This window comes from Pseudoalteromonas sp. SWN29 (assembly GCF_015864465.1).
Taxonomy (GTDB): Bacteria; Pseudomonadota; Gammaproteobacteria; order Enterobacterales; family Alteromonadaceae; genus Pseudoalteromonas.
In genome coordinates this window covers 52,374-68,552 of the sequence record NZ_JADYXE010000024.1, presented here as the reverse complement: position 1 = coordinate 68,552, position 16,179 = coordinate 52,374, and the positions used below count along the sequence as shown (strand labels likewise).

General features: G+C 39.8%; 11 protein-coding genes and 1 pseudogene. 9 read left to right on the top strand and 3 right to left on the bottom strand.

Annotated features, from left to right (window positions below; translation table 11 throughout):
- Positions 1-118 precede the first annotated feature (118 nt).
- Positions 119-2,548: a VolA/Pla-1 family phospholipase gene (locus I6F53_RS11005; protein WP_197239566.1), complete on the bottom strand. Its 2,430-nt coding sequence runs from the start codon at positions 2,546-2,548 to the stop codon at positions 119-121.
- Between the two features lie 206 nt (positions 2,549-2,754).
- Here I6F53_RS11005 and I6F53_RS11000 point away from each other — a divergent pair, with 206 nt between their 5' ends.
- The 4 genes and pseudogenes from I6F53_RS11000 (at position 2,755) to I6F53_RS10985 (ending at position 6,858) form a co-directional block, all read left to right on the top strand.
- Positions 2,755-3,507: a YciK family oxidoreductase gene (locus I6F53_RS11000; RefSeq protein WP_166420754.1), complete on the top strand. Its 753-nt coding sequence runs from the start codon at positions 2,755-2,757 to the stop codon at positions 3,505-3,507.
- Positions 3,508-3,686: 179 nt separating this feature from the next.
- Positions 3,687-3,831, top strand: a pseudogene (locus tag I6F53_RS20620) (transposase); the annotation flags it as partial.
- A gap of 674 nt (positions 3,832-4,505) precedes the next feature.
- Positions 4,506-5,996 carry a SulP family inorganic anion transporter gene (locus I6F53_RS10990; protein WP_165727800.1) on the top strand — a complete coding sequence of 497 codons (1,491 nt, stop codon included), beginning with the start codon at positions 4,506-4,508 and terminating at the stop codon, positions 5,994-5,996.
- 10 nt (positions 5,997-6,006) lie between these two features.
- Entirely contained in the window at positions 6,007-6,858 is an 852-nt protein-coding gene (locus I6F53_RS10985) for a universal stress protein (protein WP_197239564.1), read from the top strand.
- Between the two features lie 153 nt (positions 6,859-7,011).
- On the opposite strand, the gene I6F53_RS10980 is transcribed toward I6F53_RS10985, so the two are convergent.
- The gene (locus I6F53_RS10980) at positions 7,012-7,905 is read right to left on the bottom strand and encodes a LysR family transcriptional regulator (RefSeq protein WP_197159515.1); all 894 of its coding nucleotides are present in this window, start codon (positions 7,903-7,905) and stop codon (positions 7,012-7,014) included.
- Positions 7,906-8,021: 116 nt separating this feature from the next.
- Between I6F53_RS10980 and I6F53_RS10975 the strand changes: the two genes are divergently transcribed.
- Both I6F53_RS10975 and I6F53_RS10970 read left to right on the top strand, forming a co-directional pair.
- A complete protein-coding gene (locus I6F53_RS10975; RefSeq protein WP_197239563.1) occupies positions 8,022-8,645 on the top strand; it encodes a glutathione S-transferase in 624 nt (207 codons plus the stop codon).
- Positions 8,646-8,859: 214 nt separating this feature from the next.
- Positions 8,860-9,549, top strand: a complete 690-nt coding sequence (locus I6F53_RS10970; RefSeq protein WP_197239562.1) for an FRG domain-containing protein — start codon at positions 8,860-8,862, stop codon at positions 9,547-9,549.
- Between the two features lie 117 nt (positions 9,550-9,666).
- Here the strand turns inward: I6F53_RS10970 and I6F53_RS10965 are convergent, their stop codons facing one another.
- The gene (locus I6F53_RS10965; RefSeq protein ID WP_197239561.1) at positions 9,667-11,817 is read right to left on the bottom strand and encodes a 2Fe-2S iron-sulfur cluster-binding protein; all 2,151 of its coding nucleotides are present in this window, start codon (positions 11,815-11,817) and stop codon (positions 9,667-9,669) included.
- 404 nt (positions 11,818-12,221) lie between these two features.
- On the opposite strand from I6F53_RS10965, the gene nirB reads away from it, so the two are divergent.
- Genes nirB through cobA form a run of 3 tightly spaced genes read left to right on the top strand, consistent with a single transcriptional unit; the run spans position 12,222 to position 16,008 of the window.
- The gene (gene nirB, locus I6F53_RS10960; RefSeq protein WP_197239560.1) at positions 12,222-14,795 is read left to right on the top strand and encodes a nitrite reductase large subunit NirB; all 2,574 of its coding nucleotides are present in this window, start codon (positions 12,222-12,224) and stop codon (positions 14,793-14,795) included.
- A complete protein-coding gene (nirD, locus tag I6F53_RS10955) occupies positions 14,782-15,135 on the top strand; it encodes a nitrite reductase small subunit NirD (protein WP_002959861.1) in 354 nt (117 codons plus the stop codon). Before nirB ends, nirD begins: the two co-directional genes overlap by 14 nt.
- Positions 15,136-15,144: 9 nt before the next feature.
- Positions 15,145-16,008 (top strand): uroporphyrinogen-III C-methyltransferase, encoded by an 864-nt coding sequence (gene cobA / locus I6F53_RS10950; protein WP_197239558.1) that lies wholly within the window; start codon positions 15,145-15,147, stop codon positions 16,006-16,008.
- The last annotated feature ends 171 nt before the right edge of the window (positions 16,009-16,179 follow it).

Below are 16,179 nucleotides of genomic sequence, written 5' to 3'. Positions count from 1 at the left end.
GCCCAAAAGTAGGACCGTTCGAATTTCAAAAACTCGGTACACCATTAAGTCAAAACATGCTTAACTGAATGGTGTTAACTTTTCAGTGGCTTTTAAAGGTTAATTATTTTACTGGTTATTAATCAGTAACAACCTCAGGGTTGGAAACTAATAACATCCGTCCGCGAGCAGCTAAGTAAGTAGCTACTTGCAACTGCATTTCTGCATTAGCGGCAGCACTGCCTTCAACAGTTGCAGCCTGTGCAGCATCTTGAGCTGGTGTTAATATAGAACCATGATGCCCTTTAGTAAATTTAACTAAATAGCTTGTTGGTGTTTCACTCAATGCTTGCGAAGTACTTACTGTTTCAAGACCCATCAAGTTAGCTAATGGAATTGTGCCAGAAATAGGATTATTAGCTGCCATTGGTGGTATCACTTGGTCAGGCTTGTTATCAACACCATCACCCACAACAACATTTGTATAAACAGGAGTACCTAATGCTTTCACAGTGGCTGCGTAGTTCGTTGGATCGCCACTATCTAGCGCTGTTTGCGCCGCAAAAGCAAACTGTGTAAATACACCTTGAATGTTAGTAAGTTTAGTCGTTTCACCCGCAGTGGTAAGTGATGCAATATATTCGTTGTAACCACATGTCAAGTAAGCTTCCATGTCTGGTATAAATGAGCCACAGTTAAAAACTGCATCTCCTTGTAAGTATGCAGTAAATTCATCAGCTTCTGTTGTACCAGCTTGTGAAAGTACTGAACCTTGAATAAATGGGCCAAACGCAGCGGACTCAAGTAAGAAGCTTGCTATACCGCCGCCACCACTTGCAAGAGCTACCGTGTTTACATTAAATAGCGGATCAAGCGTTTCTGCCATTGGCATATTAGCTTGAGCAATAAATGCAGGGGCTACAATAGAGCCTAATGAATGACCAATGTAAGTTACATCTTTACTGTTAATCGTCGCATCGTTAATAAAGTTTAAGCCTAAACGAAGGCCTAATAAATCAGCAGCCGATTGACGTAAGCTATCACGTGCAACAAGTAATGAACTTAAGTTCATGTAACTAAGCACAGAACCCGTTGTTGCATTAAAATCGTCAGTTCCATCACCATCAACATCTATTCCACGCTCACCGTGGCGAGGATGATCAATTGCAACAGTCGCAAAGCCTTGAATCGAAAGCTGTGCAGTTAATGCAAGCATACTTTCTTTTTGAGTTGTAATACCATGTTGCATAATAACAACAGGCCATCCGCCTTCAGGCATTGCGATAGGATCTAATTCTAACTGCGCACGAACACCATTAATTATAGGTAGAATAGGCTTGGTAACTTGTACTGGTACATTAGCCATGCTTTGTACTTTTGGAATTGTATTATACTTAGTCAAATGACGAGTACTGTCTAGCCCTAAATCACGTAATTTCCCACCACTCAAGGCTGAACATAACCCATCATTTTGGCTAATTGGATCTACAGGGAAAGCATCGCCTGCAATTGCTTTATAGCCAATTATTGCAACTGCGTTATCACACATACCTTGCCAGTATGTGTCGTTCAAATCGCTAATATCAGTACCTGTTGGTGTGCCTAAATACATTGGTAGCATAATGCTACCTTTTTGATACTGCACACCAGAAAACGCAGCTGATACAGTAATACCCTGAGAGGCAAATACTTGTTGTACATTAAGCATTGGCTGCTCAGGTACATTAACCATCGGTGTAGGCAGTGCATCATTTTGCAAACTTGCAGCTAATAATTGCTTAATAGTACCAAGTACTGGCCCTGCTGATTGAATAGTCATTGCACTAGAAAAAATAATATCGTCTTTTGAAATGTCGCCTGAACTTACCACTACATTTTCGTAGCTATTTACAGCACCTTGCAAACCAAGTTGGGCTTCTGTAATTAACGGCGCTTCTTCACTCACAGAGGCATAAGTAGAAGAAGGTTCAATAGAACGACCTAAAGAATCTTTAAGCCCTGTAGTTAATACATTGATGTATGAGCTACCGGCTGTAAATGGTTTTAAAGGAATAATGGCAACGGCATCACCTGAAGCTTGAGTTACAAAGTCAACGCCAAAAGTAAGTTCACCCACTAATTTACAAGCAGTGCCTGCCGCTACAACAGAACATTCTGCGTCAGTTAAGCTTGCACCCATTACGACTTCAAAAATCCTTACTGTACCTGGGGTCCCAGCAGACGCTTCATCTAAACTCACATTTGGTGGGAATGTTAAATCGATTTTATAAGGCACTTGCGAAGACCAGCCATCAAGTGCACCTAGTGCAAGCTGAGGGTTTGCATAAGCCGCACGAGAAATAGACACATTGCTGTCATCTAACTCTCCAGGAATATTAAGTGTACCGTCTTGAGTTCCACTCATTAATAAGTCATTAGGTACCGATAATATACCTGCAGCAGGATCAAATGTAACCGTTGCTGTTGGAATAACTGGTGCTGTGTCATTTTTGACATCAGTTAACGTTTCTCCACCGCCACAACCTGCTAAAGCAGCTGTAACCGAGAGTGAAAGTAGCATTTTTTTCATATTGTTGGCTCCGCACATATTTTATTTTTATAGTGTGTTTAATCAGTGTATTAAGTTAAAACAATGTAATCAGATTATTAATGAGACATTAGACCAGTTAAACTTAACGTAAAGTTTCTATTTTCGCCACCTAATTTTACAATAAATTCGATTACTTCACGTTTTGCTATGTTAAAATCAAAAAAATTATATGAATTGGTACTTTTATGCACACATATCAAGCAGCTGAAAATGCACTTAAAGATAAAGTTATTTTAATAACAGGCGCCGGTGATGGTATTGGCCGAGTAGCAGCAATTACGTATGCAAAATACGGTGCTACGGTTATTTTATTAGGAAAAACAACTAATAAACTTGAATGTGTTTACGATGAAATAGTTAATGCTGGTTACCCTAAACCTGCAATTGTGCCTATGGACTTAAAAGGCGCAACGAAGCAAAACTACCGTGACCTTGCTGCAACAATCGAATATCAGTTTGGCCGCCTTGATGGGTTGCTTAATAATGCAGGTATTTTAGGTTCACTTGGTCCACTTGAACATTTTTGCTCGTCAACGTTCGAAAACATAATGAAAGTAAACGTGACTGCACAAGCTATGATCACTAAAGCACTTTTTCCCGTTCTTCGTAAATCTGATAATGCATCGATAGTATTTACGTCATCAGGTGTAGGCCGCAAAGGTCGTGAATTTTGGGGTCCTTACGCCATATCTAAATTTGCAGTAGAAGGTATGATGCAAACATGGGCATGTGAAGTAGGTAAAACGAATATTCGTATAAACTGTATTAATCCAGGTGCTACTCGCACTTCAATGCGTGCAGCTGCCTATCCTGGCGAGGATAGAGATACTCTGGCTACACCAGAGGATTTAATGCCTACTTACTTATACTTGATGAGCGATGACTCTAGTAAAGTGAATGGCGAATCGTTAGATGCACAAGAAAAAAATAAAAAGTAATTTAAATCTAAAGCCTTATACTCTGTTCTTACGGAAGTTAAGTGAACTTTTATTTGATCCTGTGACAGAGTCTGTATAAATGCCTATCATTAATCCTCACGTAAGTTTTAGGATGGGCGTTTATGGATAAAAGAGAGCTAGAAGCATTTGTTAATTAAAGTAGCTAGATGCATCATTAACTGACTAAAGCGATTTATTTGGCCTTATATATCAATATTGAAAGGTCATAAAGAATTACTCTGCATGTGGATATCAGAAAATGAAGGCATTAAGTTCTGGCTAACTACACTGACTAAATTACAAAGTCGAGGTGTAAATAACCTTCATCATAACTATTGATTGTAGTGAAGGATTTCTTGAAAGATCACAAAATTTAAAACGCATACATCAATCTGAGACTGAAATAATGCGTTACTCGAGCTTAATATATTCTGCTCCGTAGGAATAATAAATACCTATATTAGCGAGCGTATTGGAAAACCTAGATACGTTATTCAAATACATCAAAACATAGAAAAGCGATTTAAAAAACGTAACCTATTTTCGTCTTATGACGTAAGAAGATAAGTAGTTTTTCTTACGATAGAGCGACATCCTAAAAGTGGACGTTGCTGATAAGAAAATGTGAAATGGCTTGAGTCGATTTATTATTAAATTCGAATATTATTTTAAGGACATTATTTATAATGAGCAGTTATACAAAGTATGTTAATTGTTTTTCAGAAATACAGCCCAGCTTTTACTAATAAAAAATTCTCAGGACTTTAGTTCGCTACTACAAAAAATTTACCCTTATGGTATTTTTGTACTGTTATTAGAGTAAATTAACCAACCACAGGAGCCTTTCTTTTTTGAAACTTACGCCGCCCTGAGTTAATGCCCCCTTTCATTTATTTGTACGCTATGTGCAACCCTAATCGCCGTCTGCGCGAGAATCACTGTTATTAAAATAAAATATTCCCCTATACTTTGGGAAACTAACTAATTAGGTTACTTACATGTTTGATCACGTAAAAAGAGATTGGCTCTCTAATATTCGTGGCGATGTGCTTGCTGGTATTGTTGTGGCGCTTGCCCTTATACCTGAAGCTATTGCCTTTTCTATTATTGCGGGTGTTGATCCAAAGGTGGGGTTATACGCCTCATTTTGTATCGCGGTTATTATTGCCTTTGTAGGCGGACGCCCAGGAATGATTTCGGCGGCAACCGGAGCAATGGCGCTGCTAATGGTCACGCTGGTTAAAGACTACGGTCTTGAATATTTACTGGTTGCCACCTTACTTACCGGCGTAATACAAATATTTGCAGGGTTTTTAAAGCTCGGTGAGTTAATGCGGTTTGTATCACGCTCTGTTGTTACTGGGTTTGTAAACGCGCTGGCTATTTTAATATTTATGGCGCAGTTACCAGAGCTGACTAATGTTACTTGGCATGTTTATGCGATGACTGCTGCGGGCTTGGGTATTATTTACTTATTTCCGTATATTCCAACCATTGGCAAAATACTTCCCTCTCCTTTGGTGTGTATTGTTGTTATTACGCTTGTTTCACTGTTTTTAGGGCTTGATATAAGAACCGTTGGCGACATGGGCGAACTGCCTGACACTCTGCCTATATTTTTATGGCCAGACGTACCGCTAACACTCGAAACGCTGCAAATTGTTTTACCGTACTCAATTGGTCTTGCTGTTGTGGGCTTACTTGAGTCAATGATGACCGCCACTATTGTTGATGACTTAACCGATACAACGAGCGATCGTAATAAAGAGTGTAAAGGTCAAGGTATTGCCAATATTGGTGCAGGCTTATTTGGTGGTATGGCGGGTTGCGCCATGATTGGGCAGTCTATCATTAACGTTAAATCGGGCGGTCGTGGTCGGCTCTCAACGTTTATTGCCGGTTTGTTTTTAATCATCATGGTGGTGTTTTTAGATGAATGGCTACGGTTAATTCCTATGGCTGCATTGGTTGCTGTAATGATTATGGTATCGATTGGTACGTTCTCATGGGCATCAGTTAAAGATTTAAAAAAGAACCCGCTTTCATCAAATATAGTGATGATTTCCACCGTTATTGTGGTGGTTGCTACGCATAACTTAGCCATTGGTGTTTTAGTTGGCGTATTGTTAGCAACGTTGTTTTTTGCCAATAAAATTGGCCGCTTTATGGTGGTTAAAACCAATCATGATGAAATCAACGACCAAATAACTTATGAAGTAGTCGGCCAAGTATTTTTTGCCTCTGCGGAGCAATTTATAGCGTCGTTCGATTTTAAAAATGCAGTTGCTAATGTAGTAATAGATTTAACCCATGCACATTTTTGGGATATAACCGGTGTATCGTCTCTCGATAAGGTGGTTATTAAATTTAGGCGTGAAGGCGCAACAGTTGATGTTATTGGTATGAATAGCGCAACCGAAACCGTTGTTGATAAGTTTGGTGTGCACAATAACCCTGAAGAAGTCGAAAAACTACTTGGCGGACATTAAGGAGAATGTAATGACTAAAATAATTACCTGTGTTGATGGCTCAGCCATCACTAAAAATGTAACCGAAGCCGCTATTTGGGCTTCAAAAAAGCTAAATAAACCCATTAGTTTTGTGTATACGCTTGAAAAAGCCCAGCAAACTAATATCGGCAACTACTCTGGCAGCATTGGGATTGGCGCGCATTCTTCGCTGCTTAGTGAAATGGTAGCCCTTGACGAGCAGCGCTGCAAAGTAAGTTTAAAAATGGCTGACGAATTATTAAACTCAGTAAGTGAGCATGCTAAATCGGCAGGCATTACTAATTTTGAGTTAATTAAGCGCCACGGTGATTTGCTCGATACCGTTATCGACTTTAAAGACGACACTCGCCTTATTGTTATTGGCCAAAATGGCACTGGACATAGTAATAGTTTAGCGGTACTTGGCTCACATATAGAAACCCTAATACGCAATGCAACCCAACCTATTTTGCTTGTTCCTGAAACGTTTAAACAACCTACGTCATTTATGATTGCGTACGATGGCCGCGAAACAGCCGATAAAGCGCTACAACAAGTGATTGATGGCGGTTTATTACACGGCTTACATTGTCATTTAGTGAGTATTAAAAACAACGAAGAAGACCTTGAAGAAAAGTTTATTAACGCGCAATACACACTCACCAGTATGGGTTTTAAAGTGTCAGCAAGCTTTTTAGAGGGCAATATTTTTGACTCGTTAATGCAATACAAAGAGCAAAATAATGTAGAACTAATTGTAATGGGTGCGTTTGGGCACTCTAAGCTAAGGCAGTTTTTTGTAGGCAGCAACACCCTTAAAATGCTCGAAAACAGCGATGTGCCTGTGGTTATTTTGAAGTAAAGGTCACTTTTAAGTAAGTAACTGTTTTAAAAATAAATTTAATAGCCCACACCAAAAAGCCTAAAATCACTTAACTGATTTTAGGCTTTTTGTTTTTGGCTAAGCTTAGGTTTTAACTTTAATTTTAGCTTTAAAGTAAGGTTGAGAGTCGCTTTATTTTTTAACTTCAAACTTTTCGAATAAAAACTGAATAAACGACGTCACCTTTTGAGCCACAAATTTTCTATGCGGATAAATAGCAAATAAACCAAACTCAAATGTTTTATAATCCCGCATAACCTGCACAAGCTTACCCGATGCAATATCGTCTCTCACCACTATTTCAGGGATTAAGCCAATACCGCCACCCGCTACAACCACCTCTTTTACAGCTTGTGGATTATTAACCGAAACACGCGAGTTTACGCTTGCCGTTAATGCCTCACCACTTGGTGAAACTAGAGGCCAATGGCGACCTATTTTAAAGTTGCTATCAATCACTGTGGCGTGTTGCTCAAGCTCGCCAACACTTGTAGGTGCGCCAAAACGCTGAATATATTCGGCTGATGCACATAAAATTAAAGGGTAACTGGTAATTTGCCGCGCAATTAAATTAGAGTCAGACACACTGCCAATTCTTATTGCTAAATCAACACCCTCTTCTAGCAAATCAATTGTTTTGTCAGAAAGCACTAAATCAATACTTAAATCGGGATAGCGACTCAATAACTCAGGCATTAACGGCGCTAGGTTTGATTCACCAAACGACACCGGTGCGCTTACCCGAAGCTTGCCGCTAGCAAGCGCTGTTTGACCCGATAAGTTATCGAGCATTTCGCTGTAGCTTTCAATTACAGGCACTACGCTTGCGTAGTAACTTTGCCCCGCTTCGGTAATCGAAATTCTGCGCGTGGAGCGGTTAAATAATCTAACCCCTAGGTCTTGCTCTACAATGCCCACGTATTTACTGACCAGCGCCTTTGAAAGCCCTAGTCTGTCGCCTGCGGCTGTAAAAGAGCCTGTTTCAACAACCGCGATGATTGTTTTAATGCCAATAATAGTATCCATGATTGTCAATATAGCATTGACATTAATTCCTTGCTAGCTCGGTTTTTCAAAACTGACAATAGTGAAAGAATAGCGTTACTAAAAATCACTATTCAAAATTAAAAACAGGACAACCCATGAGCAACCTAACACTATACCGTTTTACTTTATCTGGTCATTCACACCGTGCAGAGCTATTTACGTCACTTTTAAATCTTGATGTAAATATGGTTGATGTTGCACTACAAAACGGCGCACAAAAGCAAGCTGAATTTCTAGAAATGAATATTTTTGGACAAGTACCGGTACTTAAAAATAACGATGACGTTATTAACGATTCAAACGCTATTTTAGTTTACTTAGCGCAAAAATTTGATGCTAACAGAACCTGGTACCCTGAAGACGTAACTGTTCAAACGCAAATTCAGCGCTGGTTGAGTGTTGCTGCGGGGCTTGTGGCTTCAGGCCCTGCTGCAGCGCGTTTAGTTACTGTGTTTGGCGCGCAGCTTGATCATAAAAACGCGATAAACATCGCCCATACATTATTTAAAACAATGGATGCGTATTTACAAAACCGTGAATACTTAGTAGGCACTCAGCCAACTATTGCCGACATTGCCAACTTTTCGTACATAGCACACGCACCAGAGGGCGGCGTATCTCTTAGTGAATACCCTAATATTTTAAGATGGTTAAGCAACGTTCGTAAACTTGACGGCTTTATAGCAATGCCTGAAACAAAAGCAGGTTTACTGGCTTAGTTTTTTAAGTTTTAAATACTGTTTGGAAAGAGGCTATTTAGCCTCTTTTTTGTGTTTGTTTAAGTGATATTTGAGATTCAGTGATAATATTTATTATTGGTAATAGATTTCGCTATTTGCTATTAATAAGGTGTAAATATGAGGGAATGCTATCTGATAAAAAACTAAGCGTTTTATATTAACAATAAACTTATCTATAAATGGATACATTATTATGAATTATATTAATTCAGTCACAGAGCTTTTGGAATTGTCTGAGAGGCTGCCTTCTGATGATTGGTGTGGTGGTTGGTTTTATAGAGGCCAAGCAGACTCCTCTTGGGAACTAGTACCTAAAGCTTACAGAGAGCCTCATTTAAGTAATTTCGAATTTAAATATAAAATGTGGATTAAACAAGCCAGTCGTTTTCAAGAGTTAAACTTTCAAAATGAATTTGAATGTATGGCAATAGCTCAACATCATGGTTTTCCAACAAAGTTTTTAGATTGGTCTTCTAATATATTGGTGGCTGCTTTTTTCGCTTGTTCTGGCGAATTAAATAAAGATGCTAAATTGACGGCTTACTTTCCTACTTGGTATGTAAATGAACCTGAGATGAAAAAGTTCATAGATTACGATGATGTAGTAGCATATCAACCACCACCTATTGCAGATAGAATAAGAGCTCAACTTGGAAACTTCACATATCATCCATCCAGTGATTCAGTAATTAAAAATAGTATTTTTCCTCCCACAAAAAAAGATACATTGCATGAGTGGATTATCCCCAGAGAAAGTAAATCCATTATTTTAAAATCGCTAGATAGGCTAGGAATTAATTTTAAATACATTTATCCAGATATCGATGGATTATCAAAACATTTTTGTTTAATGGATGAAGTAAACAGCACATGCCAAAAATAAATTAAACTTCAAAAACTACAAGCCACTAATTTAAAAGCATTACAACTAATCATCTTAGTCAGTTCATGTGGACTTTGAAATTCGCAACTTAATTGAATGTATAGTCCATATAAAACACTAAAGCTCTAAATCCAGCTCTTCAACGCCTTTAGCAGGTACGGCGCAGCAAATTAGCGCCTGCCCTGCTTCTATTGGGTAGCTTACGTTATTGCGATAAACTACGGCGCCTGCGTTTATTTTTACGGCGCAACTGCCGCAGCTGCCGTTTCGACAGCCAAACTCAGGTTCTAAGCCATGAGCTTCGGCTACATTAAGTATCGTGTTGTCGCCTTTATTCCAGCGTTGTTCAAAGCCCGATTTACTAAATTTAATTACGGTGTTGTCTGCTTCTTCAACGCTAACCTCGTTGCTTTTATTAGGCGCTTCACTTTTGTTAAGTACTTTTCGCTTAATACTGGAGGGTCCAAATGCTTCAGCAAATATGTTTTTATCCTGCACACCGAGCAATAACAGCTCGTTATATACGTGTTGCATAAACGCAGCAGGTCCGCATAAAAAGAACTCGTAATCATCAAGCGGTAAATAATACCTAAACACATCAGCATTTATTCGCCCTTTTAAATCAAAGCTTTCGTCTTTTAAATTAAAGCTCTCATCTTTTACGTTAAAGCCATCGCCTTGTTTTTCACTAAGCTCTGGCTGCGATAAAAGTGAGTAGTAATCAATTGCGCCGCTGCTCGTATCTGCAAGTGTTTTTAGCTCGTTATAAAACGCACGCTGTTGGGCATTTTTAGCACTGTGAAAAATATGCAAAGGGCGTGTATAGTGGGTTCTTAGCCCTTCATTGGCAATGTGTTTAGCCATTGAGATCATAGGTGTAATACCTATTCCGCCACCAATGAGTACCGCAGGTTTGGTACTGGTTGAGTCAATAAAAAACTGCCCTTGTGGGTATTTAGCTAAAATAACGCTCCCTACTTTTACGTTATTATGAAAGTAGTTAGACACCTCGCCATTTAGCTCTTTTTTAATCGATAACCGATAAAATAGTTCATGAGGGCTTGATGAAACCGTGTAGGTTCTAATAACAGGTTTGCTATTACTGTTATTACTACTATTTTTACTTGGTATTTGTACGGTTAAATGCTGCCCAGCTTTAAACGGTAACAAGATTGTATTGTTATAGCCCTCTAAATAAAAAGAGGTAATTACATCACTCTCTTTAATTATTTTAGCCACTTTTAACGGCTGCCAAGTATGTTTGAGATTTTCAGCTTGCTTGTTTTTATCAGCCTCAAGCCACGTGCCCGTCATTTTAGTGTTAGGTGAATAAGCATCAAATTTAGCAGTAAAAGGAAGTAAGTTTTTAAGCCACATTCCTTTAGTAACGGTAAATTTCCAGCCTCGGTCTGCACCAATAAAATCTTTAAGCTCTGGATGCCCGTCCCATAAAATTTCAACGCTGCCGGTAAGCATTAATACATTACCCGTGTCAAAATCAGGAAATAACAAACCTGCTTTTGGGTTTAATAAAAAGTTACCCATGGTATTAAAAAAATTGTTACCTGCGTAATCAGGAATCGTTAATGTATTACCTTCGCGCTTTACAAAACCTGGCATTCCCCCACGGTGAGAAACATCAACACCTTCAATTTTTGGATTGTTTTTTGTGGTTATAAAGCTTGAAACAAAAAATGTATCTGTGGTGTCAATTAACGCAACTGCTGCGTTATCAAGTGTATTAAATTCAACTTTTTGTACCGTATTACTTTTAAGTAAGGGATCTCTATTAAACGTTAAGTCGCGCGTTTGAATATACTGCGGACAATTACCAAAGGATTGATCAACACTAAAACTCACCTTATTATCGCTAATTACCTCACCTACACGCACATTTAAACGGTTACGCCTACGCGTGCTTAGCTCAATGCCTAATAAACCAATTGGCGAGCCGGCAATTTTTAACGTGTTATGTAGAGGGTCGTTTTTATCAACCGCATGGGTCATTAATAACGACGTAGGAGTTGGGGCGCTTAAAAAGCCTGACTGCCCCGAAACAATAGATACCCACACATCTGCGTTTTCATCAACACTGCCTGCAACCACAAACGGTAACTGCTCAAAAAATGCTTGATGCTGCTCTGGCATAAACGAGCGCACAGCACGTTTGCCAAATGTTGCCATTATTTCTCGTTTACCGAGTTTGTCTTGTATTGCCAGCTCGCCTTCATGAAAAGGTGAAGCATCTATTGAGTTTGTGTTAGTCATTTCGCTCGTAATTTGTGTGCGTATTTTATGGGTTAAATTTAACTCAATACACAATAAATGATAATGGGTGTTTTATTGACTGATAATGCACAAAATAATGACAATAGATGACAATACTTGCACCCTATTAGTGCCAGGCGCGCACCAACATATAACAAAACTGGTTTTATCCTCACTCTAAAAACACATTAAATTCCTTTTAAACAATAAGTTATAAAACTGGCTGTGTTTTTGCAAACATTTTATTAACAAGCCCGTTTTACTTACGGCAAAAATTTAGGTTGTGAGCACACTAGCTATTAGCAACCATCGGCAAAGAAGCCCGCACACAGTTATGCATAATGCGTATTTGTGGCGGGCTTTTTTGTTAATTGTATTTAAACCGTCACTTTAAGGAATGCCCTATGCAAACCTCGCAAAAAATACTCATTATTGGTAATGGTATGGTCGGACACCACTTTGTTGAGCAAATGCGCCAAAGCGATGCCAACGCAGACATTACTGTACTTTGCGGAGAAGCAAATCTTGCATACGATCGCGTGTACTTATCAAGTGTATTTGATGGCAAAACAGCTGCCGATTTAGCACTTACCACCCACGACAACTACAAAACACTCAATATTAATGTGCATACAAGCCAGTGGGTTGAAGGCATTGATAGAACTGCAAAGGTAGTTACCACGCTAACAGGTGAACAATACCCGTACGACAAACTTATACTTGCAACCGGTTCGTTTCCGTTTGTGCCGCCTATAAAAGGTAACGACCAACCCCATTGCTTGGTGTATCGCACATTAGAGGATTTAGAACAAATAAAAGCCAGTGCTGCAGTAAGTAAAAGCGGTGTTGTTATTGGTGGTGGTTTGTTGGGGCTTGAAGCCGCAAACGCGATTAAGCAACTAGGGCTTGATACCCACGTAGTTGAATTTGCGCCGCAGCTTATGGCTGTCCAGCTTGATGGACAAGGCGGTACGCTACTAAAAAATAAAATAGAAAAACTTGGCGTTACGGTACATACATCAAAAGCGACCAGCGAAATAGTAAAAGGTGAAACGAGCCGCTTTAGATTAAATTTTTCAGACGAAACATTTTTAGAAACAGACCTAATTTTATTCTCTGCCGGTATTCGCCCGTACGACCAACTCGGTAAAATTGCCGACTTAGAACTGGGTGAGCGCGGCGGTATTATTATTAATAACCAATGCCAAACATCTGATCCTGATATTTTAGCCATTGGCGAATGTGCCCTGTGGGACAAAAAACTATTTGGCTTAGTTGCACCGGGTTACAACATGGCACGCGTTGCAGCGAGCCAATTAAGTGGTGGCGAGCTTGAGTTTTTAGGTGCTGATATGAGCACAAAACTTAAGTTATTAGGCGTAGAAGTAGGCTCAATTGGCGACGCTCATGCCAAAACGCCAGACTGTAAAGAACTTATATACCAAGACGCTATTCGCGGCTGTTATAAAAAAATCATACTAAGTGAAAAAGGCGATAAATTACTGGGCGCTGTACTTGTTGGCGATACCAGCGATTACGATACTTTATTACAGTACATGCTTAACGACATGAACTTACCCGAAAATCCTGAGTGCTTAATTTTGCCAGACAGCGGTGGCGCGCCGTCGTTATCTGGCAGTGCCCTACCCGACACAGCCACTATTTGTTCGTGTCACAATGTGAGTAAAGGCGACATTGTAGGTGCAATTGATGGCGGCTCATGCGATTTAGCATCGGTAAAATCATGCACTAAAGCAGCAAGCGGTTGTGGCGGTTGTGCAGCGTTATTGAAATCTGTTGTTGATAACGAATTAGCGAGCCGTGGAGTTGAAGTTAACAACCATGTATGTGAGCACTTTGCGTATTCACGCCAAGAACTACTGCACATGGTAAAAGTAGAAAGCATTAAAAGCTTTGATGACTTACTAACTAAACACGGCAGCGGTCATGGCTGTGAAATATGTAAACCTGCCATTGGCTCTATTTTAGCCTCAACATGGAACGACTTCATTTTAGAACCCGCCCATGTTGGCCTGCAAGACACTAACGATACGTACCTAGCAAATATGCAAAAAGATGGTTCGTACTCTGTGGTACCGCGTATTGCTGGCGGCGAAATAACGCCCGACAAACTCATTGTAATTGGACAAGTAGCAAAAGATTTTAACCTGTACTGCAAAGTCACTGGCGGTCAGCGTATTGATTTATTTGGTGCACGCTTAGAAGAGCTTCCTGTTATTTGGGAGCGACTTATAGAAGCCGGATTTGAGACCGGTCATGCCTATGGTAAGTCTCTTAGAACAGTTAAATCGTGTGTGGGTAGTACGTGGTGTCGTTATGGTGTGCAAGACAGCGTTGGACACGCAATCGAAATTGAAAACCGCTACAAAGGATTACGTGCACCGCATAAATTTAAAATGGCGGTATCGGGTTGTACCCGCGAATGCGCCGAAGCACAAAGTAAAGATATTGGCATTATAGCTACCGAAAACGGCTGGAACTTATACGTGTGTGGTAATGGCGGTATGCGCCCTCGCCATGCTGATTTATTTGCGACCGATTTAGACACGCCAACACTGATTAAATACATTGACCGCGTGATTATGTTTTACATTAAAACAGCTGACAAATTACAACGTACGTCGGTATGGATGGAAAATCTTGAAGGCGGTTTAGACTACCTTAAAAGCGTAGTCATTGACGACAGCTTAGGCATTTGCGACGAGCTAGAAGCGCAAATGGAATTAATTACACAAACCTATGCATGTGAGTGGAAAAAAGCAATTGAAAGCCCAGATGCAGCCAAACGATTCCGCCAGTTTGTTAATAGCCCCGAAACCGACGACAACATTTTGTTTGTGCAAGAGCGTAACCAAATTCGCCCTGCAACAGAAGCCGAAAAACGTGAGCAACGTAATACACAAAACCGTATTCCAGTAATGGAAGTTGAAGAGGAGCAAGCTGATGTCTTGGCATAATATTGGAACAATCGATAACCTAGTGGCTAATAGCGGCGTGTGCGCATTAGTTAATAATCAGCAAGTTGCTATTTTTTATATTCCACAAAACCCAACGGCTGTGTTTGCTATTAGCAACTACGACCCTATTGGTAAAGCGAATGTATTATCGCGTGGCATTATTGGCTCTATCGATAATAAATTAGTGGTCGCATCGCCTTTATATAAGCAGCACTTTTGCCTAGAAACAGGTGAATGTTTAGAAGCAGAAGCAATACACTTACCGGTTTTTAATGCAAAAATTGAAGACGGCAGTGTATTTATAAGCTCTGAACCAAAAGTTACAACGGCTGTGGCTTAGGGGAATATTATGAGTGTACTGTCTTATTTTTCGGGTATTGAAAACGTGTGGCTAAATAAGCTTGTTAATAAACTAACAAGCTCAAATAGTCGCAGTGCTAAAAGCGGCAACGTTTATATAATTGGTGCGGGCCCAGGAGACGCAGAGCTAATTACGGTAAAAGCGCAGCGTTTAATTAATACCGCCGATGTTGTTTTATACGATTGGTTAGTAAGCGATGATTTATTAAAAACACTGCCTAAAAAAGCGCAGCGTGTATTTGTAGGTAAACGTGCGGGTAAGCATTCGATGACCCAAGCTAACATTTGCGAACTACTGGTTAAATACGCGCAACAGGGCTTAAACGTAGTGCGTTTAAAAGGCGGCGATCCGAGTATATTTGCACGTATTAACGAAGAAGCTGATGCACTTACCAAGCATAATATTAATTTTGCTATTGTGCCAGGTGTTACAACGGCTTGTGCTACTTCCGCTTATACGGGTATTCCGCTTACAGCAAGAGACGTAGCGCGCAGTGTTACGTTTTTAACGGCGCAGTTTGCCGATCCTAACAAGCAGCCTCATTGGAAAAATTACGCATTTATGCCTGGAAACAACAACCCCACTTTAGTGGTTTATATGGGGCTTTCGCGCTTACAAACGCTAAGCAACGGTTTACAATCAGTGGGCTGGCCAAGTAATACACCCATTGCACTAATCGAAAATGCCACTACTACTAAGCAAAAGGTAATTACCAGTACGCTTGAACTGATAGTAAATGAGCATGCTAAACACAACCTTCAAGGCCCTACCCTAATTATGATTGGTGAAGTGATAAATCATAAAATGGCAATTAGCCCTGAGTTATTAAACAGTATGAATGTTAACGCATGATACAAAATGAATAATGCACTTTTCGCGCTTACTACCTCCCCAGGAGTAGGCGCTTTTTTTGTTTTTAATTTAGGTTCAAGTTGTGTGCAATAACATGCTTTAATGCACCAAATAAGTTAAAAGTAATGGTAAGTTAAATTATAGAAACACAGTGACAAACAAAAATAACAC

Excerpts from the sequence above, each read along its gene's own strand:
- I6F53_RS11005 (WP_197239566.1), bottom strand. The coding sequence starts at position 2,548 with ATGAAAAAAATGCTACTTTCACTCTCGGTTACAGCTGCTTTAGCAGGT.
- I6F53_RS11000 (WP_166420754.1), top strand. The coding sequence starts at position 2,755 with ATGCACACATATCAAGCAGCTGAAAATGCACTTAAAGATAAAGTTATT.
- I6F53_RS10990 (WP_165727800.1), top strand. The coding sequence starts at position 4,506 with ATGTTTGATCACGTAAAAAGAGATTGGCTCTCTAATATTCGTGGCGAT.
- I6F53_RS10985 (WP_197239564.1), top strand. The coding sequence starts at position 6,007 with ATGACTAAAATAATTACCTGTGTTGATGGCTCAGCCATCACTAAAAAT.
- I6F53_RS10980 (WP_197159515.1), bottom strand. The coding sequence starts at position 7,905 with ATGGATACTATTATTGGCATTAAAACAATCATCGCGGTTGTTGAAACA.
- I6F53_RS10975 (WP_197239563.1), top strand. The coding sequence starts at position 8,022 with ATGAGCAACCTAACACTATACCGTTTTACTTTATCTGGTCATTCACAC.
- I6F53_RS10970 (WP_197239562.1), top strand. The coding sequence starts at position 8,860 with ATGAATTATATTAATTCAGTCACAGAGCTTTTGGAATTGTCTGAGAGG.
- I6F53_RS10965 (WP_197239561.1), bottom strand. The coding sequence starts at position 11,817 with ATGACTAACACAAACTCAATAGATGCTTCACCTTTTCATGAAGGCGAG.
- nirB (WP_197239560.1), top strand. The coding sequence starts at position 12,222 with ATGCAAACCTCGCAAAAAATACTCATTATTGGTAATGGTATGGTCGGA.
- nirD (WP_002959861.1), top strand. The coding sequence starts at position 14,782 with ATGTCTTGGCATAATATTGGAACAATCGATAACCTAGTGGCTAATAGC.
- cobA (WP_197239558.1), top strand. The coding sequence starts at position 15,145 with ATGAGTGTACTGTCTTATTTTTCGGGTATTGAAAACGTGTGGCTAAAT.